Consider the following 23,820-nt stretch of genomic DNA (forward strand, 5'->3'; position numbering starts at 1 on the left):
AGAAGGGGGGCGCAGCCCCGAAGCGGGGCGCGGGGGCCGCAGGCCCCGCAACGGGGTCCGGGGGCGCAGCCCCCGGGAAACCACCTGCACCCCCATCCACCCCCGGAGGGTCAAGGGAACGGGCGGGGTGGGGGAACCCTCAGAACACCGACTCCGCCTCGAACACCCGATCCACCGGCACCGTCTTGAGCTCCGTCACCGCCGACGCCAACGGAGCCATCACCACATCCGTCCCCCGCAGCGCCGTCATGTTCCCGAAGTCCCCCCGGTGCACCGCCTCCACCGCATGCCACCCGAACCGCGTCGCCAGCACCCGGTCGTACGCGGTGGGCACCCCGCCCCGCTGGACGTGCCCGAGGATCACCGGCCGCGCCTCCTTGCCCAGGCGCCGCTCCAGCTCGATGGCCAGCCGGTTGCCGATCCCGGCGAACCGCTCATGCCCGTACTGGTCGATCGCGCCCTTCTCGTACGGCATCGCCCCCTCCGCGGGATGCGCGCCCTCCGCGACGCAGATCACCGCGAACTTCTTGCCGCGCGCGAAGCGCTCCTCGACCATCTTGACCAGGTCGTCGACCTCGAAGGGCCGCTCGGGCAGACAGATGCCGTGGGCGCCGCCCGCCATACCGGACTCCAGCGCGATCCACCCCGCGTGGCGCCCCATGACCTCGACGACCATCACGCGCTGGTGCGACTCGGCCGTGGTCTTCAGCCGGTCGATCGCCTCGGTCGCGACCATGACGGCCGTGTCGAAGCCGAAGGTGCGGTCGGTCGAGGAGATGTCGTTGTCGATGGTCTTCGGGACGCCGACGACCGGCATCCCGGCGTCGGAGAGCATCCGGGCCGCCGTGAGCGTTCCCTCGCCGCCGATCGGGATGAGCGCGTCGAGGCCGTAACGGCGGGCCAGCTCCGCGCAGTTCTCGGCGGCCTCGCGCAGCCGGGCGCGCTCCAGGCGGGCCGAGCCGAGGATGGTGCCGCCGCGCGCCAGGATGCCGCTGACGGAGTCCAGGTCGAGGGGGCGGAAGTGGCCGTCGAGCAGGCCCTTGAACCCGTCCTCGAAGCCGATGACCTCGTCGCCGTGGCCGGTCAGGGCCCGGTGCACGACCGACCGGATCACTGCGTTCAGGCCGGGGCAGTCGCCGCCCGCGGTGAGGACTCCGATGCGCATCGTGACTCAGTCTCCTGCTCTGTGGTGCCGTGCCCGCCGACCGCGAGGAACCGTGGCCGACGAAACGATTGTCACACGCACCCCGCGGGCCCCGCCCGCCCGGCGCGGCCGTACCACCGCCCCCGCGGGCCTTCCGTCCCCCCGGCCGGGGACCTTCCTCCCCCCGCGTCCGGGACCTTCGTCCCCACCTTCGCCCGGCGGGCGCTGTAACCACACGCAGAGGTATTGTCAAGAGGGCGAGGCGGGCCGCCCCGATTTTTTTGCCCGCCGCGCGCCCACCCGCCCCACCCGCCCCATCCGCACAACCCCGCAGAACAGACCCGACCGAGCAGCCAGAGCAGACAGAACGGGAGAGCACGCGTGACGCGCAGCGTGTACGTGACCGGGATCGACCGGGGAGACGGCCGCCAGGTCGTCGAGCTGGGAGTCATGGAGCTCCTGACCCGCCAAGTGGACCGGGTGGGCGTCTTCCGTCCCCTGGTGCACGACGGCCCCGACCGGCTCTTCGACCTGCTCCGCGCCCGTTACCGCCTGTCGCAGGACGAGGCGACGGTGTACGGGATGGACTACCACGAGGCCTCCGCGCTCCAGGCCGAGCGCGGCACCGACGAACTGGTCTCCCAGCTCGTCGAGCGCTTCCACCGGGTCGCCCGCGACTACGAGGTGGTCCTGGTCCTCGGCACCGACTTCGCCGCGACCCAGCTCCCGGACGAGCTGTCGCTGAACGCGCGCCTGGCGAACGAGTTCGGCGCGTCCGTGATCCCGGTCGTCGGCGGCAAGGGCCAGCCGGCCGAGTCGGTGCGGGCCGAGGCGCGCAACGCCCACCGCGCGTACGAGGCGCTGGGCTGCGACGTCCTGGCGATGGTCGTCAACCGGGTGACCCCGCAGGACCGCGGGGCCATCGCGGACGGGCTGCGGGCCCAGCTGCCGGTGCCCTGCTACGTCCTGCCCGACGAGCCCGCGCTGGCCGCGCCGACCGTCGCCCAGATCACCTCCGCGCTCGGCGGCACGGTCCTGCTCGGCGACGACGCCGGGCTCGCCCGGGACGCGCTGGACTTCGTCTTCGGCGGGGCGATGCTGCCGAACTTCCTCAACGCCCTGACCCCGGGCTGCCTGGTCGTGACCCCGGGCGACCGGGCCGACCTGGTGGTGGGCTCGCTGGCCGCGCACAGCGCCGGGACGCCCCCGATAGCCGGCGTCCTGCTGACCCTGGACGAGCGGCCCGGCGAGGCCATCCTCAAGCTCGCCGACCGCCTCGCGCCCGGCACCCCGGTGGTCGCCGTCACCGGCGGATCGTTCCCGACGGCCGGTGAACTCTTCGCCCTCGAAGGCAAGTTGAACGCCGCCACCCCGCGCAAGGCGGAGACCGCGCTCGGTCTCTTCGAGCGGCACACCGACACCGCCGACCTGCTGGCCCGGATGTCGGTGGCCCGCAGCGGCCGGGTCACCCCGATGATGTTCGAGCACGAGCTGCTGGAGCAGGCCCGGGCGGACCGCCGCCGGGTGGTGCTCCCCGAGGGCGCCGAGGAGCGGGTGCTGCGCGCCGCCGACGTCCTGCTGCGCCGGGACGTGTGCGACCTCACCCTGCTCGGTGACGCCGAGGCCATCCGCAAGAAGGCGGCCGACCTCGGCATCGACGTCACCCGGTGCGAGATCATCGACCCGCACACCTCGGAGCTGCGGCAGCGCTTCGCCGAGCGGTACGCCGAGCTGCGCGCGCACAAGGGCGTGACGGTGGAGCTCGCGTACGACGTGGTCGCGGACGTCAACTACTTCGGCACCCTGATGGTCCAGGAGGGCCTGGCCGACGGCATGGTCTCCGGCGCGGTGCACTCCACCGCCGCCACCATCCGCCCCGCCTTCGAGATCATCAAGACCAAGCCGGACGCCGCCATCGTGTCGTCCGTCTTCTTCATGTGCCTGGCCGACAAGGTGCTCGTGTACGGCGACTGCGCGGTCAACCCGGACCCGGACGCCGAGCAGCTGGCCGACATCGCGGTCCAGGCGGCGGCCACCGCGGCCCGCTTCGGCGTGGACCCCCGGATCGCGATGCTCTCGTACTCGACCGGCACCTCCGGCTCGGGCGCCGACGTCGACAAGGTCCGCGAGGCCACCAAGCTCGTCCGTGAGGCGCGCCCGGACCTGCGGATCGAGGGGCCGATCCAGTACGACGCGGCCGTGGAGCCCTCGGTGGCCGCGACCAAACTGCCGGGCTCGGAGGTGGCCGGGCAGGCGACCGTCCTGATCTTCCCGGACCTCAACACCGGCAACAACACCTACAAGGCCGTGCAGCGCTCGGCCGGCGCCGTGGCCGTGGGCCCGGTGCTCCAGGGTCTGCGCAAGCCGGTCAACGACCTCTCGCGCGGCGCCCTCGTCCAGGACATCGTCAACACCGTCGCCATCACGGCCATCCAGGCCCAGGCGCAGGCAAAGGGGCAGGAGACCTCCGCATGACCAGCACCGACCCGACCCCGTCGCGCGTCCTCGTACTCAACTCCGGTTCGTCGTCGGTGAAGTACCAGCTGCTCGACATGGCGGGCCCCACGCGACTCGCGGCGGGCCTGGTCGAGCGGATCGGCGAGGAGACCTCCCGTCTGGTGCACGCCCCGCTGACCGGTGGCGACAAGCGCGAGACGCACGGCCCGATCGCCGACCACGGGGCCGCCCTGAAGGCGGTCTCTGAGGAGCTCGCAAGGGACGGCCTCGGCCTCGACTCGCCCGAACTCGCCGCCATCGGCCACCGGGTGGTGCACGGCGGCCTGAAGTTCACCGCCCCGACCGTGATCACCGAGGAGGTCATGGCGGAGATCGAGCGCCTGGTCCCGGTCGCGCCGCTGCACAACCCGGCCAACATCACCGGCATCCGCACCGCGCAGGCGCTGCGCCCGGACCTGCCGCAGGTGGCCGTCTTCGACACCGCCTTCCACACCACGATGCCCGAGTACGCGGCCCGGTACGCGATCGACGTGGAGACCGCCGACGCGCACCGCATCCGCCGCTACGGCTTCCACGGCACCTCGCACGCGTACGTCTCGCGCGAGACCGCCAGGCTCCTCGGCAAGGACCCCTCCGAGGTCAACGTGATCGTGCTGCACCTGGGCAACGGGGCCTCCGCCTCGGCCGTGCGCGGCGGGGTGTGCGTGGACACCTCGATGGGGCTCACCCCGCTGGAGGGCCTGGTCATGGGCACCCGCTCGGGCGACATCGACCCGGCGGTGACCTTCCACCTGGAGCGGGTCGCGGGGATGTCGACGGACGAGATCGACGTACTGCTCAACAAGAAGAGCGGTCTGGTCGGGCTCTGCGGCGACAACGACATGCGTGAGATCCGCCGCCGGGTGGAGGCGGGCGACCAGCGCGCCGCGCTCGCCTTCGACATCTACATCCACCGGCTGAAGAAGTACATCGGCGCCTACTACGCGGTGCTCGGCAAGGTGGACGCGGTCGCCTTCACCGCCGGGGTGGGCGAGAACGCGGCGCCGGTGCGCGAGGCCGCCGTGCTGGGCCTGGAGGAGCTGGGTCTCGCGGTCGACGGCGAGCTCAACGCCGTACGGTCCGACGCGCCGAGGCTCATCTCACCGGAATACGCGCGCGTAGCCGTGGCAGTGGTACCCACGGATGAGGAGCTGGAGATCGCGACGCAGACGTACGCACTGGTCCGGTCCGGCGAGGGCGCGACCGGTACGAGCGCCTGAGCAGGGGCGGTTTCGGGCCACGCCTGAGCGCGCCTCCGCCCATTTGTACATTCCACCAGACGGAATATTCCGGAGCGAAACAAACCGATAGGATCGCCTCATGCGCCGTTCCAAAATCGTCTGCACACTGGGCCCCGCCGTCGACTCCTACGAGCAGCTGACTGCTCTGATCGAGGCCGGTATGAACGTGGCCCGCTTCAACTTCAGCCACGGGTCCCAGGCAGAGCACCAGGAACGGTACGACCGTGTCCGCAGGGCCGCCGAGGACACCGGCCGCGCGGTGGGCGTGCTCGCCGACCTCCAGGGACCGAAGATCCGTCTGGAGACCTTCGCCGAGGGGCCCGTCGAGCTGGTGCGCGGTGACGAGTTCGTCATCACCACCGAGGACGTCCCCGGCGACAAGTCGATCTGCGGCACCACCTACAAGGGGCTGCCGGGCGATGTCTCCAAGGGCGACCCGATCCTGATCAACGACGGCAACGTCGAGCTCAAGGTGACCGAGGTCGAGGGCCCCCGGGTCAGGACCATCGTCATCGAGGGCGGTGTCATCTCCGACCACAAGGGCATCAACCTGCCCGGCGCGGCGGTGAACGTCCCGGCCCTGTCCGAGAAGGACATCGAGGACCTGCGCTTCGCCCTGAAGATGGGCTGCGACCTGGTCGCCCTCTCCTTCGTCCGCGACGCCGACGACGTCAAGGACGTCCACAAGGTCATGGACGAGGTCGGCCGCCGCGTGCCGGTCATCGCCAAGGTGGAGAAGCCGCAGGCCGTCGAGCACATGGAGGGCGTCGTCATGGCGTTCGACGGTGTGATGGTGGCCCGTGGCGACCTCGCCGTCGAGTACCCGCTGGAGCGGGTCCCGATGGTGCAGAAGCGCCTCATCGAGCTGTGCCGCCGCAACGCCAAGCCGGTGATCGTGGCGACCCAGATGATGGAATCCATGATCACCAACTCGCGTCCGACCCGCGCCGAGGCCTCCGACGTGGCCAACGCGATCCTGGACGGCGCGGACGCGGTCATGCTCTCCGCCGAGTCCTCGGTCGGCGCGTACCCGATCGAGACCGTCAAGACGATGTCCCGCATCGTCGAGGCGGCCGAGGAGGAGCTCCTCTCCAAGGGCCTGCAACCGCTGGTCCCGGGCAAGAAGCCGCGTACCCAGGGCGGTTCGGTCGCCCGCGCGGCCTGCGAGATCGCGGACTTCCTCAACGGCAAGGCGCTGGTGGCGTTCACCAAGTCGGGTGACACGGCCCGCCGCCTCTCGCGCTACCGCGCGGCCCAGCCGATCCTGGCCTTCACCACGGACGCCGGCACCCGCAACCAGCTCGCGCTGAGCTGGGGCGTCGAGTCGTTCGTCGTCCCGCACGTGGACAACACGGACGCGATGGTGGACCTCGTCGACGCGGAGCTGCTCAAGCTCAAGCGGCACAACGAGGGCGACACGATGGTCATCACGGCGGGCTCGCCCCCCGGGGTCCCCGGCACCACCAACATGGTCCGCGTCCACCACCTGGGCGACGGCCGACAGGGCTGATCCGTCCGGGGCCCCGCGGGGTCCCGGACGACGAGGCGGAGGGCGGCGCCACCCGGAATTCCGGGGCGCCGCCCTCCGCTTCATACACCGCCGGCGGCGTCTTCGCGCTCCGTTGCCCAGTCGCGGAGTGCCCGCAACAGGATCTACACATTCCGTGGGGTACGTTCGCGTTCATGCGTGCCCCGATAACTGTGCAGTTCAGCCGCCCGCTGGCCATCGCGGTCGTCACCGCGGCGGCGGTGGTCTCCGGCGCCGCCCCCGCGGCGGCCCACCCGGTGAAGCCGGGCACGACCTCCCCCGGGAAGCCGAGTCCCGGGGCGCCGCGCGCCGGGTCCCCCAAGCAGCCCCCGGCGGTCATGTCCACGGTCGGCGGCGAGCAGTTGGGCCTCCCGGGCCCCCAGACGGGCGAGGGCGCCCCCGCACTGCCCCGTGACCTCTCCGCACTGTCCTGGATGGTCTCGGACGCGGACACCGGCCAAGTACTGGCCGCCAGCAACGCCCACTGGCCGCTGCCGCCCGCCTCCACGCTCAAGATGCTCTTCGCGGACACGGTGCTGCCCGCGGTCCCGGGCACGGCGAGCCACAAGGTGGAGCCGGCGGAGCTGGACGGGATGGGCGGCGGCAGCAGCGCGGTCGGCATCGTCCCGGGCCAGACGTACCAGGGCGCCGACCTGTGGCGCGGGGTGTTCCTGCGCTCGGGCAACGACGCGGTGCACGTCCTGGCGTCGATGAACGGCGGCGTCCCCAAGACGGTGTCGGACATGCAGACGAAGGCGGAGGCGCTGGGCGCCAAGGACACCCACGTCCGCAGCCCCGACGGCTACGACGCGGAGGGCCAGGTGTCCTCGGCGTACGACCTGACGCTGTTCCTCCGCTCGGGCCTGCGCAACAAGGACTTCAAGGAGTACTGCTCGACGGCGGACGCGAAGTTCCCGGGCGGCCCGAACACCAAGGGCAAGCCGTTCGGGATCTCCAACACCAACCGCATGCTCTCCGGCACCGGCGGCGTGCCGAAGTACCCGGGCCTGATCGGCGGCAAGAACGGCTACACGACCCACGCCGGCAACACCCTCGCGGAGGCCGCGACCCGCGACGGCCACACGATCCTGGTGACGGTGATGAACCCCCAGGAGAACAAGCACGACAAGGTCTACACGGAGACGCGGGCGTTGCTGGACTGGGGCTTCGCGGCGGTGGGCAGGGCAAAGCCGGTGGGCACCCTGGACCCGGCGAAGCCCTCCCCCACGACCCAGCCCAAACCCGCTGCAGCGACGACGACGGACTCCTCGGGCCTGGGCGTCCTGGGCTGGACGGGGCTGGGGGCGGGGGCGGTGGTGGCCGCGGGGGTGGCTTATGTGGTGTTGCGGCGGAGGCCGGTGCGGGCACGGCGGAGGGGGTAGGGGGCGGGCGCGTTCGGTTCCCCTGCCAGGAGACGACCGTGGCCCGCACCGGAATCGGTGCGGGCCACGGTCGTCTGCGGCTCCCGGATGGGTCTTTCGCGGCTGGCCGTTACTCGGGGCTGCCGTCCGTGATGTAGTTCTGCAGGCCGGGAACCTTCAGGGTGCCGCCGAACTGTCCGGCCTGGTGAACCGTTGCGTCGGTGAAGATGGCGAGCGGGACGTTCAGCGGGGGCGGGCTCTGGGGGCTGAACGTGACCGGGATCAGGCCGAAGAGGTTGCCCTTCAGCTCCTCGGTGTACATCGTCACCGTGCCGTTGGTGATCGTCGAATGCGACCCGGCACGTGCCTTCACATGAGCGGTGGTGGGCTTGCCGCCGACCTCGGGGCCGTACACCAGCTGGTGCAGGTCCTTGATGTCCACGGACGACGCCGTGAACTTCAGTACCTTCTTCACCTTGCCGCTGCCCGTCTTGACCTCGACGATCCCCTCGTAGTTGAGGCCCTTCAGGGTCAGGACCGACGTCTTGAGGATCCACGGCTGGTCCGGCAGCAGCGGGGCGCCCGCGTCCAGCTTGGCGTTGGCCAGGGCCTTCGGGTCGGCCGTCGGGCACGGGAAGGGCTGCTTGGCACCGTCGGGGACGTTGGTGTCCTTCTTGGCCTCCAGGCCCTTGGCGCCGTCCGCCAGGTCCTCGACCTTCTGGCCCGCCTGCGCGGCGGCCTCGCGTATCGCGTCGGCCGTCTTGTCAGCCGTCTTCGCCACCGGCTTGGTGGCCGGCTTGCTCGGCGTCGTCTTCGGCTCCGGAGCCTTGACCGTCGGCTTCGTCGTGGGTGCGGACGTCGCGGTCGTCGACGGCTTCGGGGTCACCGGCGCCGACGACTTGCTCGGGTGGACGCCCAGGATGTCGCCCAGCACATCCCCAAGACCCAGCGGGTCCAGCGGGTTGGTGGACTTGGGTGGCGCGGGCGTCGTGGACGGCTTGGTGGACGGCGCGCTCGACGGGGCGGTCGTCTTCTGCTGGGCCTTCTCCGCCGGCGGCGTGGCCGTCGGGGCGGGCTCCTTGTCCTTGGCCTTGTCCTTGTCGGCTGCCTTGTCCGAGGACGAGGACGACGGGTCCGGGGTCGGCGTGGTCGACTTGCTCGACGACGGGCTCGCCGACGCGCTCGGCTCGTCGGAGCGCGTCACACAGGGGCCCGGCGCGAACGGGATGTCCGGGTTGTCGTCCGCCATCGCGAGCTTGGGCGTGAGGCTCATCCCGACGAACATGGCGGTCGGCATGGCGGCCAGCGCCATCGCCTTGCCCGCGGGCATGTGCAGCTTCGTCAGCAGCGACTTCCTCGGAGCCGCGTGACGCGGCCCGCCTCTCTCACGGGATTTGTCGCCACCTCCGGTCGAGTCCAGCTGCGTCTCGTCACCCCGCACTGTTCCTCCCGCCATTGGCGTCGACTGTCGTTTCCGTGCCGGCGGTTCCGTACTCTCCCTCGCGCGGACCGGGAACGGTTCCCTCTGCGGGCAGTGCGTCCGGCTCATCACCCGAGGGCTCGCCGTCCTGGGCGCGCCGGTCACTTCGTCGCGGCTTGGCCGGCACCCATGACACGGCGAGGGCGCCTCCGAACAGGGCCAACAGGAAGCCGATGACAAACCCGCCGAAGTTCGCGACGGGCAGGGAGATCAGGGCCAGCAGGATGGACGCGATACCGGCGAAGACCCGTACGACGTGGTGGAACCACATGGTCAGGCCCAGCGTGACCAGGAGGACGCCGATGATGAGGGAACCCGCACCCGCCGTGGTGGACATGGCCAGTGTGATGTTGCCGAGGTGCATGTTGGCGTACGGGAAGTACATGATGGGCACGCCGCCCGCGATGGTGAACAGCCCCGCCCAGAACGGCCGGCTGCCCCGCCAGGCCCGGTAGCGAAGCCGCCAGTAAGTGAACCCTCGGGAACCCGTGGTCTCGGCGCTCATGGAAAACAGCTCCCTGGTACCGCTGTTGCTCTGAAAGTAAGGAGAAGTTCCCGGCGGCCGGGAGGATACGTACTCGCCGGCCGCCGGGCGGAGCGTCCGCTAGTGCCTGTCCAGCTGGCACTCGTTGACGCCGCCGGACAGCCGCAGCTTGAGGTTGCTCAGCTTGAAGCTGCCTGCGGTGGTCGCCCACGCACGCTGCTCGACGTTCTCCAGGACGGCCCGGTCGGCACGCTGCGCGAAGCCGTACGGGTTGGCCTGCTCGAACGGCGTGCCCTTCTGGCCCGGCTGCTGCTTGGTCGGGCCCTTGCCCTCGCCCGCCGCGACACCGATGTCGATGTTCGTGAACGTGGCGTCGGTGTCGAGCTGGGACACATCGAGGTAGATGTTGTCCGCCTCGACGGGCTTGTTCGGGTCCGTACCCGCCTGGATCTTCATCGTGATGTGATCGCCGACACCCGGGATGGAGAACGGGAGGGGCGTGACCACCGACTGGCACATGTTCGAGATCTTCGCGTGGCTGAAACCAGAGACGACCACGGGGTGAACCGCCGACTTGCCGTCCAGACCCTTGCCAGTGGCAACGGACCCATACTGCAGCAGGTTCTGGCCGTCCAGGCTGTCCGCCGTGACCTTGAAGTCAACGCCGGAAACACTGAACGACGCCGCCAGCGCACCCTGGGCGAGCCCGATGCCTATCGCCGCCGTGGCAGCCACGCTGGGCACCATGACCAGCGCGAACCGCTTCCATCTGGTCCCGCCACGAACTTGGGACTCCATGACTTTCCTCCTTCTCGGACGTACATCTCCGGGACGGACCCTCGCAGGCTGTCCAGGGATGGGAGAAGTGCTACGTCCTCGGGAAGGAGCGCCCGAGCCTCAGGCGCGTACCGCGTCCGAATCACCGGCGATCACCCCCGAGCGACAACCACTGGTCGCGCCTGACGCATCACGCACAACCTGCTGGACAGGCCCCGCCGGTAGAGCGGAGACCCCCCTGTCCACGGCCGGCACCACTGCCGCCGGCCGGCTCGGTGGGGACCCAGGAAACGCCCCGCCCCACAGGGCTGTCGGGCTGGTGCGTTATTGGACCGAGCGTGGCCGATCGTGGTCCATTCGGGGGAGGGGCGCAAGGGGGTTCGTTACTTGCCAGTAACGGAGGGATAACCGTGGCGCGACAGCCCGGCATCGGGCCGCCACCCTTCGTACCCCCAAGTCACCGGACAGAAGGGGAAATAGACGTCTCAATACGGACGTAAGAAGCGGTTCAATTTACTGCCAGTAACAGCGACCGCGTTTACCAAGTTTTGGTAAAGCGCGGTCACCGCCTGTCTCCGTGTCGCCAAATCGTCAGCGCTGTACACGCACGCGATGACAGCTCAGCGGCCCTGGAGCGGCCCGGGGGCCGGGCCTCGGTTCAGTAAAGAACTCGCGCCAGCGCACTCCGCGCCTTGGTCACCCGCGGGTCCTCCGGGCCGACCACTTCGAAGAGTTCGAGCAGTCGCCGCCGTGCCGCGTCGCGGTCGTCGCCCGCGGTGACGCGGGCGGTCTCGACGAGGCGGCCGAAGGCGTCCTCGACATGGCCGCCCACGAGGTCCAGGTCGGCCGCCGCGATCTGGGCGGCGGCGTCGGCCGGCTTCTCGGCGGCGTCCTTGCGGACCTGCTGCGGGTCCATCCCCTGGACGCGGCGCAGCAGTTCGGCCTGGGCGAGGCCGAGCTTGGCCTCGGGGTGGCCGGGGTCGTCGGCGAGGACGTTCTTGTACGCCTGGACCGCGCCGGCGAGATCGCCGGAGTCCAGGGCCGTCACGGCCGCTTCGAGCAGGGCGTCGTAGGGGCCGGCCACCGGGGCCGGGGCCTGCGAGGACGCCGCGTCCGCGTCGACGGCGACGCCGGTGAGGCCGAAGCGCTCCTCGGCGACCTGGATCAGCTGGTCGAGGGTCTCGCGGATCTGGGCCTCGGGGGCCGCGCCCTGGAAGAGGGGCAGCGCCTGCCCGGCGACCACCGCGAACACCGCGGGGATGCCCTGGATCCCGAACTGCTGCATCAGCATCTGGTTGGCGTCGACGTCGATCTTGGCCAGCAGGAAGCGGCCGTTGTACTCCGCGGCCAGCCGCTCCAGGAGCGGGCCGAGCTGCTTGCACGGCTCGCACCACTCGGCCCAGAAGTCGATGACGACCGGTACCTCGGCCGAGCGCTGGAGGATGTCGCGCTCGAACCCGGCCTCGTCGACATCGATCACGAGGGCGGACGGCGGTACGGCCGCGCCCCCGCCCTGGCGGGCGGCCTCGACTCGGGCCTGCTCCGCCTTGGCCTTGGCCTCACCGGCCGCCTTCACCGCGGCGAGGTCGACGACGCCGCTCATGGACATGTTCCTAGGCTGCATGCGTACATCCTCCCCCTTCCGCGCGCGTGTGTGGTCAATCCGTGGCAGGATCCCGGCGCCCCGGGTCCCCACCCGGCGCCGCTCCCCTGCGGTCCTGCTGTCGCGTCGTCGTGCCGCGTGGTCTGTTCTGTGGTCTGTTCCGTGGTTGTCGCTCTGGGCCGCTGGAGCCTTTCGCTACGAGTCGTAGCGTAACTGGAGACGGTACGGGAGGGCCTCCCGAATGCCGTGATCTCCCCCACAGCGCGTTCCCCGGCGCTTTCCTTACTGGCCGGTATGGTCGTACGTCATGTGTGCCGAACCCAGCCCCGCCAGAGCCGTCCGCGGCCGACCTCGCAGCGCCGAGGCGGACGCGGCGATCCTGCTGGCGACCCGGCAGGCGCTGGTGGAGCTGGGCTGGTCGAAGCTGACGATGGGGGACGTGGCGACGCGGGCTGGGGTCGCCAAGACGACCCTGTACCGGCGCTGGGCGGGCAAGAACGAGCTGGTCGTGGACGCGGTGGCGGTCCTCTTCGACGAGCTCGAACTCCCCGACCTCGGCAGTCTCGCGGCGGACGTGGAGGGCGTGGTGCTCCAGTTCGCGTCCATCCTGGAGCGGCCGGAGACGAAGACGGCGCTGATGGCGGTGGTCGCGGAGTCCACGCGCGACGACGCGCTGCGCGGACGGATCCGCTCGGCGATCGTGGACCGGCAGAAACGGCTCGTACTGATCGGCCGGGAGCGGGCGCAGGTGCGGGGTGAACTGCCGTACGAGGACGACGCGGTCGCGTCCGCGCGCCACGCCGACCTCATCTTCGATGTGGTGGCGGGGGCGGTGGTGCATCGCGCTCTGGTGAGCGCGGAGCCGGTGGATCAGGAGTGGGCGCGGGAGTTCGCGGTCCTGATCTGCACGGGCCTGCAGTCGACCGCCTGATTCCCCCCTCGGTGGCTCCGCCCCCGAACCCCTGTTTGCGTTCCGTGTTCACCCGCGGCCCGGTGGGGGCTGGTCGCGCAGTTCCCCGCGCCCCTTCAGGGCCCGGACTACGTCTGCGGGTGCGTTGTGGTTGCTCGCGCAGTTCCCCGCGCCCCCAAAGGCCTGTGGCTGAGTTGAGTACCCCGGCTACGGAGGTCCCCTGAGGGGCGCGGGGAACTGCGCGAGCGGCCCCGCACGGTCCGCGGGCGAAAGAGGGGTTCGGGGCGCAGCCCGCAAGCGGGGTGCAGGGGCCGCAGGCCCCGCAACGGGGGCCCGGGGGCGCAGCCCCCGGCAGCCCCGCCTTCACCCACCCCCACCCCCGGAGGGTCTGGGGAAGGGGCGGGGCGGGGCTACACCACGTACCCCGTACCGAGCGCCCCCGCCCGCCCCCGCACCCACTCCGACGTCCGCCTCAGCCCCTCCCCCAGGGACACCTCCGGCTCCCACCCCGCCCACTCCCGCGCCCGGGAGTTGTCCGACAGCAGGCGTTCCACCTCGCTCCCGGACGGGCGCAGGCGTGCCGGGTCCGTCACGATCCGGGCCTCGCGGCCCGAGGCCGCGATCAGCGCGGCGGCCAGGTCACCGATGGCGATCTCGCGGCCCGAGCCGAGGTTCACCACCTCTCCCACCGCCCGCTCGCACTCCGCGACCGCCAGGAACCCCCGCGCGGTGTCCGTCACATACGTGAAGTCACGCGTGGGAGTGAGCGAGCCGAGCCGGATCTCGCGTACCCCCGCGTGGAGTTGGGACAGGATCGCCGGGATCACCGCCCGCGCCGACTGCCGCGGCCCGTACGTGTTGAAGGGCCGCACCACCGTCACCGGCAGCTCGAAGGCGTGCCAGTGCGACAGCGCCAGCATGTCCGCGCCGATCTTCGACGCGGAGTACGGCGACTGCGGCTGGAGCGGATGGGACTCCGGGATCGGTACGGTCCGAGCCGTCCCGTACACCTCGCTGGTGGACGTGTGCACCAGTCGCCGCACCGAGTGGCGCCGGCAGGCCTCCGCGACGTTCTCGGTGCCGACCACGTTCGTGGCCACGTACGCGCCCGGGGAGTCGTAGCTGTACGGGATACCGATCAGCGCGGCGAGGTGGAAGACCGTGTCGCACCCGGCGACCGCGTCAGACACCCGCCCGGCGTCGCGTACATCGCCCGCGATCGTCTCGACGGCCGGGTGGCCGAGCAGATGCGCGAGGTGGCCCTTCTCCGCGTACGGCTTGTAGTGCACCAGGGCCCGCACCCGTGCGCCCCGCTCGACCAGCAGGTCCACCAGGGTCGAGCCGATGAAGCCCTCTGCTCCGGTGACCAGGACGGTCCGGTTCTGCCAGCTGTTCATGCGGTGTGCTCCTCGCGGTACGCGTACGAAGGGGTGTGGGGGGTGGGGTGGGCGGCCAGTTCCAGGACCTTCGCCGCCAGCAGGTCCGCCGCGCGGGCGTGTGGTCCGGGGTCGGCCGCGCCCGTCATCGAGGCGAGCCGCGCGGGGTCGGACAGGAGCGGCTCGACCAGTTCGGCCAGCCGTTCGGGGGTGGCCTCTGCGTCCGGCAGCAGCAGCCCCGCCCCGGCGTCGACGAGCACCCGCGCGTTGTGCGTCTGGTGGTCGCCGGGCGCGTGCGGATACGGGACGAGGACCGCCGGCAGCCCCGTGCTGGCGAGCTCCGCGACGGTCGCGGAACCGGCCCGGCACACCGCCAGATCGGCTGCCGCGTACGCGAGGTCCATCCGGTCCAGATAGGGCACGGCCCGCGCGCCCCACAGCCCGGTCAGCCGCCGCCGGGTCTCCTCCAGGGCGGCGGGACCGGTCTTGATCAGCAGATGGACGTCCCCGCGGCCCTGCCAGCGCCGGGCGAGGCCGACCGCCGCCTCGGTGAGCCGGGCCGCGCCGAGGCTGCCGCCGTTGACGAGCACGAGCCGCGCCCCGGGCGGCACGTCCAGCGCCCGCCGCGCCTCGGCCCGCAGCGTCGGCCGGTCGAGCCGGGCCAGCGCCGAGGCGATCGGCATCCCGGTGGTGACGGCGTCGGCGCCGCCCGCGAGGTGGGCCCGGCTGCGGTCGAAGGCGACCGCGATGTTCCCGGTGAGCCGGGCCGCGAACTGGTTGGCCCGGCCCGGTACCGCGTTGGACTCGTGGATGAGGCTGGGCAGCCCGGCGAGTCTGGCCCCGACGATGACGGGCGCGCTGGGATAGCCGCCCATCCCCACGGCGACCTGTGCGCCCTGGGCCCGCAGGATCGTCCGGCACTGGGCGCCGGACCGCAGCAGCGCGGCGGGGAGCAGATAGCGGCGGGCGCCGAGCGCCGGGTCGAAGGGGATCATGCCGACGGTGTGCAGCCGGTAGCCGGCGGCCGGGATCAGCTCGCCCTCCAGGCCCCGTTCCGTACCGACGAACGAGATCACCGCGTCCGGGACGGCCCGGCGCAGCGCCTCGGCGAGTGCGAGTCCGGGGTAGATGTGGCCGCCGGTGCCGCCCGCACCGATCACGACAGACAGTGGTGTGCGCATGTCCCGAACGGTCGCGGGGTGGCTTAAGAGGGTTCTAAGAGCGGTGTTTGGCACGCTGTGCCCATGAGCACCAGCGCACACGCCCGGCCCCCGGCCCGCATCCTCGTCGTCGACGACGAGCCGGAGGTGCGGGCCGCCGTGGAGGACGGTCTGTCCGTGGAGGGGTACGAGGTGCGGGGCGCCGCCGACGGGCTGGCGGCGCTCACCTCGATCGCCGGCTGGCAGCCGGACGCGGTGGTCCTGGACGTGATGATGCCGGTCCTGGACGGGCTCGCCGTCTGCCGGCGGCTGCGGGCGCTCGGCGACCGCACCCCGATCCTGGTGCTGACCGCGCTCGACTCGGTGAGCGAGCGCGTCGACGGTCTGGAGGCGGGCGCCGACGACTATCTCGTCAAGCCCTTCGCCCTGGACGAACTCGTCGCGCGGGTACGGGCGTTGCTGCGCCGGGCCGCGCCCGAGGAGCCGGAGCCCGAGCGGCTGGTCTTCGCGGACCTGGTCCTCGACCCGGTGACGCGGACCGGCCACCGCTCGGGACGCCCGCTGGAGTTCAGCCGCACCGAGTCCGCGCTCCTGGAACTGCTGATGCGCCACCCCGGCCAGGTCCTGCCGCGCGAGATGATCCTGGAGCTCGTCTGGGGCCGCGACTTCGGCCCGGACTCCAACTCGCTCGCGGTGTACGTGGGTTATCTGCGCCGCAAGCTGGAGGCGGACGGCGAGCCCCGGCTCGTCCACACCGTCCACGGCGTCGGCTACCGGCTGGACACCGCATGAGCGCCCGCCACCGCCTCGGGGCCCGCTGGCGGCGCCACCGCCCGCTGCGCACCCGGCTGGCGCTGGCCGCCTCGGCGGCGGTGGCGCTGGTCGCGCTGGGCGTCTGCACGGCCGCGTTCTTCGTGATCCGCTACGAGCTGTTCCACCAGCTCGATCTGAACCTGACCCAGTCCGCGACGCTGGCCGCCCAGCAGAACCGGGGCGAGGCTCCCGGTGTGCTCAACGGCGAGTGCCGTTTCCTGGCCGCCCCGGCCTGCGCCCAGATCGTCCCCCGCGACCGCGCGGACGACCCGGCCAAGCCGTATCTGCTGCCCGTTCCGCCGCAGGCCCGGGAGGTCGCGGCCGGACAGCGCCGCCCGTACTTCACCAACATCCGGCTCTCCGGCCACCCGGCCCGGATGCTCACCACCACGCTGCCGCGCGGCGAGGCCCTCCAGGTCGCGCTGCGCGCGGACACGGTCGAGCAGGGCGTACGGCAGGCGGCCTGGTGGCTCGGCGGCGTCGGCGCGGCCGGGGTGCTGCTGGCCGCCGGCCTCGGCTACGGGGTCTCCCGCACCGGTCTCGCCCCGGTCGCCCGGCTCACCGCGACCGCCGAGCACATCGCGGCCACCCGGGACCCCGGCCACCGCATCGAGCTGCCGGCGGGCCCGGCCTACAAGGAGGACGAGGTGACCCGGCTCGCCGTGTCCTTCAACGCCATGCTGGGCGAGCTGGAGCAGTCGGTGACCGCCCAGCGCCGGCTGGTCGCGGACGCCTCCCACGAGCTGCGCACCCCGCTGACCGCGCTGCGCACCAACGCCGAACTCCTGGCCCGCGCCGACCGGCTGACCGAGGCCCAGCGGACCCGGGCGTCCTCGGCGCTGGGGCGGCAGATCCGGGAGGTGACGGTGATGGTGAACGATCTGATCGACCTGGCCAGGGACGAGGAGCCCGCCCCCCTCCTGGAGGAGGTGCGCCTCGCGCCCCTGGTCGCGCACACCGTGGACACGGCCCGCGCGCACTGGCCGGCCACGCCGTTCCGCCTGGACCTGGCGGACGCGTCCGTCACGCTCCCGGGCGTCCCGGCCCGCCTCGCCCGTCTGCTGTCCAACCTGCTGGACAACGCGGCGAAGTTCAGCCCGCCGGGCGCCGAGGTGGAGGTGGCGCTGTCGGGCGGGGCGCTGACGGTACGGGACCACGGGCCCGGCATCGCCCCGGAGGACCTCCCGTACGTCTTCGACCGCTTCTACCGCGCCGACCGGGCCCGCGCGCTGCCCGGCTCGGGCCTGGGGCTGGCGATGGCCCGCCAGATCGCCCGTGCGCACGGGGCGGAACTGGCGGTACGGAACGCCCCGGGCGGGGGTGCGGAGTTCCGGGTGACGTGGCCCGCGTAACCCCGCGGCGCGGGGAGTTCATCCGTTTTCGGCTGCGGACCGTGCGTGGCTGGTCGCGCGGTTCCCCGCGCCCCTGAATGCCTGGGGCCGAGCCGGGTTTCCCCGGTACGGCGGACTACCCGGGGGCGCGGGGAACTGCGCGAGCGACCCGCCACCGGCCCGCAGCCGGACCCCGGGCCGAGGGGCCTAGAACCCCGCCGGCTCCGTGTAGACGCCCCACTCGTCCCGCAGCACCCCGCAGATCTCGCCCAGCGTCGCCTCCGCCCGCACCGCCTCCAGCATCGGCACGATCATGTTGGACCCGTCGCGCGCGGCGGCGAGCATCGCGTCCAGGGACGCCCGCACCCGCGCCTCGTCCCGCGCGGCCTTGCGGTCGGCCAGGGCCCGCACCTGCTCCCGCTCCACCTCGTGGCTGACCCGCAGGATCTCCAGGTCACCGGTGACCGACCCGTGGTGCACGTTGACGCCCACGACCCGCTTCTCGCCCTTCTCCAGGGACTGCTGGTACTGGAAGGCGGACTCGGCGATCTCGCCGGTGAACCAGCCGTCCTCGATACCGCGCAGGATGCCCGAGGTCATGGGCCCGATGGGGTGCTGCCCGTCGGGGTGCGCCCGCCGTCCGCGCTCCTTGATCTGGTCGAAGATCTTCTCCGCGTCCGCCTCGATGCGGTCGGTGAGCTGCTCCACGTACCAGGCGCCGCCGAGCGGGTCGGCCACGTTGGCCACACCCGTCTCCTCCATGATCACCTGCTGGGTCCGCAGGGCGATCTCGGCGGCCTGCTCGCTCGGCAGGGCGAGCGTCTCGTCCAGGGCGTTGGTGTGCAGCGAGTTGGTGCCGCCGAGGATCGCGGAGAGGGCCTCCACCGCCGTCCGTACGACGTTGTTGTACGGCTGCTGCGCGGTGAGCGAGACACCGGCCGTCTGGGTGTGGAAGCGCAGCCACTGCGCCTTGTCGGACTTCGCCCCGTACACCTCCTTCATCCAGCGGGCCCAGATCCGGCGCGCGGCGCGGAACTTGGCGATCTCCTCGAAGAAGTCGAGGTGCGCGTCGAAGAAGAAGGACAGACCGGGCGCGAAGACGTCCACGTCGAGGCCCCGGCTGAGCCCCAGCTCCACGTACCCGAAACCGTCCGCCAGGGTGTACGCCAGCTCCTGCGCGGCCGTCGCCCCGGCCTCGCGGATGTGGTACCCGGAGACGGAGAGCGGCTTGTAGGCGGGGATGCCCCGGGCGCAGTGCTCCATCAGGTCACCGATGAGGCGCAGATGCGGCTCGGGCTGGAAGAGCCACTCCTTCTGGGCGATGTACTCCTTGAAGATGTCGGTCTGGAGCGTGCCGTTGAGGATGCCGGGGTCCACGCCCTGGCGCTCGGCGGCGACCAGGTACATGCAGAAGACCGGCACGGCGGGGCCGCTGATCGTCATCGACGTGGTGACGTCGCCGAGCGGGATGTCCTTGAAGAGGACCTCCATGTCGGCGGCGGAGTCGATGGCGACACCGCAGTGGCCGACCTCGCCCAGCGCGCGCGGGTCGTCGGAGTCGCGGCCCATCAGCGTCGGCATGTCGAAGGCGACGGAGAGGCCGCCGCCGCCCGCCTTGAGGATCATCTTGTAGCGCTCGTTGGTCTGCTCGGCGTTGCCGAACCCCGCGAACTGCCGGATGGTCCAGGTCCGGCCCCGGTAGCCGGTCGCGTGGAGTCCGCGCGTGTACGGGTACTCGCCGGGCCAGCCGATCCGCTCGAAGCCCTCGTAGGTGTCGCCGGGGCGGGGCCCGTAGACCGGGTCGACCGGGTCCCCGGAGAGCGTGGTGAAGTCCGCGTCCCGCTTGCGGGCCTTGTCGTAACGGGCCTGCCAGCGTCGGCGGCCCTCCTCGATGGCGTCAGCGTCCATACCCTCGAATTTACTAGGACGTCCTAGTAAATGTCGATGGCAGACCGCCCGCGGTTCTTCGCGGGCGGGGGGCCGGACCGGTTCCTACGCCTGGGCTCCGACCGGCGCCGAGTCCGTGACCAGGGGTTCCACCTCGCGGGAGACCTTGCGCTCGACGAAGAAGGCGGCGGTGGGAATCGTGCCGGCGATGAGCACCCACAGCTGCTTGCCGACCGGCCACTTCGCCTTGGAACCGAGGTCGAAGGCGCAGACGAGGTACAGGACGTACAGCCAGCCGTGCGCGATGCCCACGATCTTGGTGAAGTCGGCCGCGCCGTCCATGTCCAGCAGGTACTTGGCGATGACGCCGAGGGTCAGCAGGACGAGGAGGACGCCCGTGATGTAGGCCATCGCCCGGTACCGGGTCAGCACGCTCTTTTTCATGCCTACGAGCGTAACGGCCGCGAACCCGCGATCTTGGCCGGGCCACCCCTTCGGGGAGCGCGACGAACGGGCCGGGCCCTACTCGTCCTCGAAATCGCGCGCGGCCACCCGCAGCGGCCTCAGCAGGGCGAAGATCTCGCCGCACTCCTCAGCGTCGTACGCCCCGAGCCCGAAGTCCATCTCCATCAGGTCCCGCGTCGCGTTCTCCACGACCTCGCGCCCCTTGTCCGTGATGGAGGCGAGGGTGCCGCGCCCGTCGTTCGGGTTGGGCCGCTTGTCCACCAGCCCCGACCGCACCAGCCGGTCCACGGTGTTGGTCACCGAGGTGGGGTGGACCATCAGACGCTCGCCGATCTTGGACATCGGCAGCTCACCGGCCTTGGAGAAGGTGAGCAGAACCAGCGCCTCGTAGCGCGCGAAGGTCAGCCCGTACGGCTTGACCACCGCGTCGACCTCGGCGAGCAGGATCTGGTGCGCGCGCATGATCGAGGTGATCGCCCCCATGGAGGGGACCGGCCCCCAGCGCTGCTGCCAGAGCTCGTCGGCGCGGGCGATGGGGTCGAACGGGAGGCTGAGGGGCTTCGGCACGCGTCGACCTTACCGACTGGTCACATGCCGGTCAGCTCCGTCTCATACTTCGGCCCGCTCCGCCGTGCCCGGCCCGCCCGTGGCGCTCCCTCGCGGAGAGTGACCGATATGCCACGATTGCCCGCGTCCTGTGTTACGCCCGTGACCCCAGGGAGCCGCATGTTCCGGCACGGAAAGGCCCGGCCCGCGAACGCCCGGCACCGCGTCCTGCTCGCCGCCGCCCTGCTCACCCTGGCCGTCGGCTGCTCCTCCTCCCCCGAGGGCGCGACCTCCGCCTCCGCCGAGCGTCACTCCACCGGCGAGGGCGCCGAGCCGGCGGCCGGCGGCCCCTTCTGGGTCGATCCGGACAGCAACGCCGCCCGGCAGATCAGGATCTGGAAGGCACAGGGGCGCACCGCCGACGCCGAGGCGCTGCGGCGGATCGCGGACCGGCCCGTGGCCGACTGGCCCTCCGGGGACGACCCGGGGCCGGGGATCCGCCGGGCCGTGGCGGGCGCGGCCGGGGACCACCGCACGGTCCTGCTCGTCGCGTACAACATCCCGCACCGCGACTGCGGCGGCCTCTCGGCGGGCGGCGCTCCGGACGTGGCCGCGTACCGCACCTGGTACGGCAGGTTCGCCGAGGCGATCGGGGACGCGAAGGCGATCGTGGTCCTGGAGCCGGACGCGGTCGCCCACATGGTCGACGGCTGCACCACGCCCGAGCACCGGGACGAGCGGTACCAACTGCTCAACGAGGCGATCGACCACTTGAAGAAGCTGCCGAACACCAGGGTCTACCTGGACGCGGGCAACCCGGCCTGGGTGCCCGACCCCGGCCGGCTGGTCGAGCCGCTGACCCGGGCCGGGGTGGCCCGCGCGGACGGGTTCGCGCTGAACGTCTCCAACTTCCAGACGGACGAGTCCGTACGCGCGTACGGCGCCAGGGTCTCCCAGGGGCTCGGCGGCAAGCACTTCGTGGTCGACACCAGCCGCAACGGGGCCGGGCCGCTCCCGGAGGACCCCGAGCAGGCCTGGTGCAACCCACCCGGCCGGGCGCTCGGCATCCCGCCGACCACCGGGACCGGGGACCCGCTGCTCGACGCGTACCTGTGGATCAAACGGCCCGGCGACTCGGACGGGACCTGCCGGGGCGGGCCCCCGGCGGGCGCCTGGTGGCCCGAGTACGCCCTGGACCTGGCCCGCCGCTCCAGGGCCTGAGCCGCCGCCCTGCGCGGGCCGTTCGGTGGCTCGGGCCCGTCTAGTCGATCAGCAGCCACTTCGCCTCGGACGGCGTGCCCTGGGCGTCGGTGACGAACAGCATGTACCAGCCGGGCGGCACCAGCGCCTTGTCGCGCGGCACCTCGACGGTCACCGAATTGCTGTCCTTGGTCAGCCGTACGTCGATCGAGCGCTGCTCGACGTCGGTGGTGTGGGTGACCGCGCTCGGCCGCATCAGCCGGGCCCTGGCGATCCGCTCGGGGTGGGCGGCGGGGAAGGTGGCGCGGCGGTCCTGGCCGACCGCCTGCGGGCCGTCGCCCAGCGCCGGGCGCTTGTCCTTGTCGCGGTAGAGGTAGGGCGGGGTGTAGATCTCCATGCGCTGCTCGAACTTGCCGAGCTTGGTGTTGTTCTTGTCGCCGAAGAGCGAGTCGGAGCCGAAGGTGGCGACCCGGCCGTCGGGCAGCAGCAGCGCCTCCGAGTGGTAGTTGCGCCCGACCGTGGGGTCGGCGGCCTCGCGGAAGGCGTTGGAGGCGGGGTCGTAGAACTGGGCCCTGAGGATGTTGCTGGCGCCGCGGCCCCGGTAGTCCTTCGAACCGCCGCTGGTGAAGACGGAGTCGTCGGGCAGGATCACGCTGTTGAGGTAGCGGGTGCCCTGCGGGAGCTCGGGCCCGGCCCTGAAGACGGGGTTGTCCTGCGCGAGGTCGACCAGGGCGGTGCGGGGGGTGGACTTCTTGGACTCGCCGACCCCGCCGCCGCCCAGCAGCATGAACCGCTGGGCCTGGGCGGGCGGGAGCAGCAGCGAGCTCGCCGTCTCCAGCTGGTCGCCGTCGCCCAGGCCGCCGATCTTCTGGAAGGAGTTGGCCGTGATGTCCCACAGGCCGGGCTCGCGGCCCTTGTCGGCGGGTCCGTAGCCCGCGTTGGCGCCGGAGTAGAAGAGCTTGCCGCTCTTGGTGAGGAAGAGCGAGGGGTAGGTCGGGAAGTACCGGAACGGCCCCGTCGACCACTTCTTGGTCCTCGGGTCGTAGATCTCGTTGTCACCCGCGAGGATCGTGCCCACGTCGTCGAGTCCGGAGACGGCGAGCACCCGGCCGTCCTGGAGGGTGGTGAGCGTCGGGTACCAGCGGGCCTCGCGCATGGGCGGGACGGGGACGTACTTCTCCGCCTTCGGGTCGAACTCGTACGCCGACCGGATTCCCTGGAAGTCCTGCTTGTCCATGGTGATCTTCTCGGCGAGGCCGTACGTGTTCTCGGCGTCCTCGCCGGTGAGCCCTTCGATCGCGTACTGCGCCTGCCGGGTGGTCACCGACTTGGGCCCCTCGGCCACCGCCTCCACGAAGACCCGGGCCTCGGCCGGGGTGACCCTGGTCTTCCACGGCCTCATCTGGCCGGTGGCGTAGTAGCCGATCTCGAACTCGCGTTTGGCGGGGGGCACGGTCACGTCGAACCTCGACACGTACGCGACGCCCGTCGGGGAGCGGAAACGGGTGCCCTTCTTGAGGGTGACGGCCTTGTCCGGGTTCTCGTTCTTCACCCGCATCCCGCCGCCGGCCCGCTTCATCTGGGCGTCCAGCACCTCGTAGCGGGCGGTGCCGCCGGCCACCAGGAGACGGCCGTCGGGGAGTTGGGCGTGGCCGGAGCAGAAGAAGTCCTCGGGCGTGGGGACCTTCTTGAAGGAGTTGTCCTTGGGGTTCCACAGCACGGTGTCGAAGGAGCCCGCGTCGAACTTCTCCTGCTTGTTGCCGGACCCGGCGATGATCAGCACCTTGCCGGTGTGGAGCAGGGCCGCGTGGATCGCGTTGGTGCGGTACTCCGAGGGGATGTCGACGGTGTCCCAGGCGCCGTACTTGCGCATGTAGTCGGGTTGGCGGATCTGGTACGCGTGGTACTGCTCCTCGGCGAAGGAGAGCGCGGCCGGGGCGTTGAGCCCGGCGAGCAGCAGGACGGCGCCGCCGCCCAGGAGCGTCTTCTTGGTACGGGGGGAGAGCCGCTGGGCCATG

19 protein-coding genes are annotated in these 23,820 nt (G+C 71.7%); 8 read left to right on the forward strand and 11 right to left on the reverse strand.

The features are described from left to right. Window positions 1-139: 139 nt before the first annotated feature. A complete protein-coding gene (locus tag ACZ5ID_RS12715; protein ID WP_468896709.1) occupies window positions 140-1,165 on the reverse strand; it encodes an ATP-dependent 6-phosphofructokinase in 1,026 nt (341 codons plus the stop codon). A gap of 360 nt (window positions 1,166-1,525) precedes the next feature. On the opposite strand from ACZ5ID_RS12715, the gene pta reads away from it, so the two are divergent. The 4 genes from pta to ACZ5ID_RS12735 all read left to right on the forward strand — a co-directional run bounded on the left by pta (window position 1,526) and on the right by ACZ5ID_RS12735 (window position 7,791). After that, a complete protein-coding gene (gene pta, locus ACZ5ID_RS12720; RefSeq protein WP_468896711.1) occupies window positions 1,526-3,619 on the forward strand; it encodes a phosphate acetyltransferase in 2,094 nt (697 codons plus the stop codon). Continuing rightward, complete coding sequence (locus ACZ5ID_RS12725) at window positions 3,616-4,860, forward strand: acetate kinase (RefSeq protein WP_468896713.1); 1,245 nt, start codon at window positions 3,616-3,618, stop codon at window positions 4,858-4,860. The genes pta and ACZ5ID_RS12725 overlap by 4 nt, the downstream gene beginning before the upstream one ends. A gap of 100 nt (window positions 4,861-4,960) precedes the next feature. Then, window positions 4,961-6,391: a pyruvate kinase gene (gene pyk / locus ACZ5ID_RS12730; RefSeq protein ID WP_468896715.1), complete on the forward strand. Its 1,431-nt coding sequence runs from the start codon at window positions 4,961-4,963 to the stop codon at window positions 6,389-6,391. 173 nt (window positions 6,392-6,564) lie between these two features. Further along, a complete protein-coding gene (locus tag ACZ5ID_RS12735; protein ID WP_468896717.1) occupies window positions 6,565-7,791 on the forward strand; it encodes a D-alanyl-D-alanine carboxypeptidase family protein in 1,227 nt (408 codons plus the stop codon). Between the two features lie 109 nt (window positions 7,792-7,900). On the opposite strand, the gene ACZ5ID_RS12740 is transcribed toward ACZ5ID_RS12735, so the two are convergent. The 4 genes from ACZ5ID_RS12740 to ACZ5ID_RS12755 form a co-directional block, all read right to left on the reverse strand. Continuing rightward, window positions 7,901-9,211, reverse strand: coding sequence for a hypothetical protein (locus ACZ5ID_RS12740; RefSeq protein WP_468896942.1), 1,311 nt, complete (start codon window positions 9,209-9,211; stop codon window positions 7,901-7,903). Continuing rightward, the gene (locus ACZ5ID_RS12745; protein ID WP_468896719.1) at window positions 9,201-9,755 is read right to left on the reverse strand and encodes a DUF6114 domain-containing protein; all 555 of its coding nucleotides are present in this window, start codon (window positions 9,753-9,755) and stop codon (window positions 9,201-9,203) included. Before ACZ5ID_RS12745 ends, ACZ5ID_RS12740 begins: the two co-directional genes overlap by 11 nt. Window positions 9,756-9,854: 99 nt before the next feature. Further along, on the reverse strand, window positions 9,855-10,532 hold the full coding sequence (locus ACZ5ID_RS12750; RefSeq protein WP_468896721.1) for a DUF6230 family protein: 678 nt from the start codon (window positions 10,530-10,532) through the stop codon (window positions 9,855-9,857). A gap of 637 nt (window positions 10,533-11,169) precedes the next feature. After that, entirely contained in the window at window positions 11,170-12,135 is a 966-nt protein-coding gene (locus ACZ5ID_RS12755; protein ID WP_468896723.1) for a tetratricopeptide repeat protein, read from the reverse strand. 286 nt (window positions 12,136-12,421) lie between these two features. Here ACZ5ID_RS12755 and ACZ5ID_RS12760 point away from each other — a divergent pair, with 286 nt between their 5' ends. Then, window positions 12,422-13,045 (forward strand): TetR/AcrR family transcriptional regulator, encoded by a 624-nt coding sequence (locus ACZ5ID_RS12760; protein WP_406552674.1) that lies wholly within the window; start codon window positions 12,422-12,424, stop codon window positions 13,043-13,045. 389 nt (window positions 13,046-13,434) lie between these two features. Here ACZ5ID_RS12760 and ACZ5ID_RS12765 read toward each other — a convergent pair whose 3' ends face one another. Both ACZ5ID_RS12765 and ACZ5ID_RS12770 read right to left on the reverse strand, forming a co-directional pair. Beyond that, window positions 13,435-14,421 (reverse strand): GDP-mannose 4,6-dehydratase, encoded by a 987-nt coding sequence (locus ACZ5ID_RS12765; protein ID WP_468896725.1) that lies wholly within the window; start codon window positions 14,419-14,421, stop codon window positions 13,435-13,437. Continuing rightward, window positions 14,418-15,581 (reverse strand): UDP-N-acetylglucosamine--N-acetylmuramyl-(pentapeptide) pyrophosphoryl-undecaprenol N-acetylglucosamine transferase, encoded by a 1,164-nt coding sequence (locus tag ACZ5ID_RS12770; RefSeq protein ID WP_468896727.1) that lies wholly within the window; start codon window positions 15,579-15,581, stop codon window positions 14,418-14,420. The genes ACZ5ID_RS12765 and ACZ5ID_RS12770 overlap by 4 nt, the downstream gene beginning before the upstream one ends. A 63-nt stretch (window positions 15,582-15,644) precedes the next feature. Here ACZ5ID_RS12770 and ACZ5ID_RS12775 point away from each other — a divergent pair, with 63 nt between their 5' ends. Continuing rightward, window positions 15,645-16,352: a response regulator transcription factor gene (locus ACZ5ID_RS12775; protein WP_468896729.1), complete on the forward strand. Its 708-nt coding sequence runs from the start codon at window positions 15,645-15,647 to the stop codon at window positions 16,350-16,352. Then, the gene (locus ACZ5ID_RS12780) at window positions 16,349-17,725 is read left to right on the forward strand and encodes a sensor histidine kinase (RefSeq protein ID WP_468896731.1); all 1,377 of its coding nucleotides are present in this window, start codon (window positions 16,349-16,351) and stop codon (window positions 17,723-17,725) included. The genes ACZ5ID_RS12775 and ACZ5ID_RS12780 overlap by 4 nt, the downstream gene beginning before the upstream one ends. Before the next feature lie 186 nt (window positions 17,726-17,911). Here ACZ5ID_RS12780 and ACZ5ID_RS12785 read toward each other — a convergent pair whose 3' ends face one another. The 3 genes from ACZ5ID_RS12785 to ACZ5ID_RS12795 form a co-directional block, all read right to left on the reverse strand. Further along, complete coding sequence (locus ACZ5ID_RS12785; protein WP_468896733.1) at window positions 17,912-19,612, reverse strand: acyl-CoA mutase large subunit family protein; 1,701 nt, start codon at window positions 19,610-19,612, stop codon at window positions 17,912-17,914. Between the two features lie 84 nt (window positions 19,613-19,696). Then, complete coding sequence (locus ACZ5ID_RS12790; protein WP_468896735.1) at window positions 19,697-20,035, reverse strand: DUF3817 domain-containing protein; 339 nt, start codon at window positions 20,033-20,035, stop codon at window positions 19,697-19,699. 78 nt (window positions 20,036-20,113) lie between these two features. Further along, window positions 20,114-20,623 (reverse strand): MarR family winged helix-turn-helix transcriptional regulator, encoded by a 510-nt coding sequence (locus tag ACZ5ID_RS12795; protein ID WP_468896737.1) that lies wholly within the window; start codon window positions 20,621-20,623, stop codon window positions 20,114-20,116. A gap of 159 nt (window positions 20,624-20,782) precedes the next feature. Here ACZ5ID_RS12795 and ACZ5ID_RS12800 point away from each other — a divergent pair, with 159 nt between their 5' ends. Beyond that, window positions 20,783-21,823: a glycoside hydrolase family 6 protein gene (locus ACZ5ID_RS12800; protein ID WP_468896739.1), complete on the forward strand. Its 1,041-nt coding sequence runs from the start codon at window positions 20,783-20,785 to the stop codon at window positions 21,821-21,823. A 40-nt stretch (window positions 21,824-21,863) separates the two neighbouring features. On the opposite strand, the gene glxA is transcribed toward ACZ5ID_RS12800, so the two are convergent. Next, window positions 21,864-23,819 (reverse strand): radical copper oxidase GlxA, encoded by a 1,956-nt coding sequence (gene glxA / locus ACZ5ID_RS12805; RefSeq protein WP_468896741.1) that lies wholly within the window; start codon window positions 23,817-23,819, stop codon window positions 21,864-21,866. Between the last annotated feature and the right edge of the window lies 1 nt (window position 23,820).

Source organism: Streptomyces sp. NPDC031670 (genome assembly GCF_055580545.1).

Excerpts from the sequence above, each read along its gene's own strand:
- glxA (WP_468896741.1), bottom strand. The coding sequence starts at position 23,819 with ATGGCCCAGCGGCTCTCCCCCCGTACCAAGAAGACGCTCCTGGGCGGC.
- ACZ5ID_RS12775 (WP_468896729.1), top strand. The coding sequence starts at position 15,645 with ATGAGCACCAGCGCACACGCCCGGCCCCCGGCCCGCATCCTCGTCGTC.
- ACZ5ID_RS12750 (WP_468896721.1), bottom strand. The coding sequence starts at position 10,532 with ATGGAGTCCCAAGTTCGTGGCGGGACCAGATGGAAGCGGTTCGCGCTG.
- ACZ5ID_RS12725 (WP_468896713.1), top strand. The coding sequence starts at position 3,616 with ATGACCAGCACCGACCCGACCCCGTCGCGCGTCCTCGTACTCAACTCC.
- ACZ5ID_RS12735 (WP_468896717.1), top strand. The coding sequence starts at position 6,565 with ATGCGTGCCCCGATAACTGTGCAGTTCAGCCGCCCGCTGGCCATCGCG.
- ACZ5ID_RS12755 (WP_468896723.1), bottom strand. The coding sequence starts at position 12,135 with ATGCAGCCTAGGAACATGTCCATGAGCGGCGTCGTCGACCTCGCCGCG.
- ACZ5ID_RS12785 (WP_468896733.1), bottom strand. The coding sequence starts at position 19,612 with ATGGACGCTGACGCCATCGAGGAGGGCCGCCGACGCTGGCAGGCCCGT.
- ACZ5ID_RS12715 (WP_468896709.1), bottom strand. The coding sequence starts at position 1,165 with ATGCGCATCGGAGTCCTCACCGCGGGCGGCGACTGCCCCGGCCTGAAC.
- ACZ5ID_RS12745 (WP_468896719.1), bottom strand. The coding sequence starts at position 9,755 with ATGAGCGCCGAGACCACGGGTTCCCGAGGGTTCACTTACTGGCGGCTT.
- ACZ5ID_RS12780 (WP_468896731.1), top strand. The coding sequence starts at position 16,349 with ATGAGCGCCCGCCACCGCCTCGGGGCCCGCTGGCGGCGCCACCGCCCG.
- ACZ5ID_RS12800 (WP_468896739.1), top strand. The coding sequence starts at position 20,783 with ATGTTCCGGCACGGAAAGGCCCGGCCCGCGAACGCCCGGCACCGCGTC.
- pyk (WP_468896715.1), top strand. The coding sequence starts at position 4,961 with ATGCGCCGTTCCAAAATCGTCTGCACACTGGGCCCCGCCGTCGACTCC.
- ACZ5ID_RS12770 (WP_468896727.1), bottom strand. The coding sequence starts at position 15,581 with ATGCGCACACCACTGTCTGTCGTGATCGGTGCGGGCGGCACCGGCGGC.
- ACZ5ID_RS12790 (WP_468896735.1), bottom strand. The coding sequence starts at position 20,035 with ATGAAAAAGAGCGTGCTGACCCGGTACCGGGCGATGGCCTACATCACG.
- ACZ5ID_RS12760 (WP_406552674.1), top strand. The coding sequence starts at position 12,422 with ATGTGTGCCGAACCCAGCCCCGCCAGAGCCGTCCGCGGCCGACCTCGC.
- ACZ5ID_RS12765 (WP_468896725.1), bottom strand. The coding sequence starts at position 14,421 with ATGAACAGCTGGCAGAACCGGACCGTCCTGGTCACCGGAGCAGAGGGC.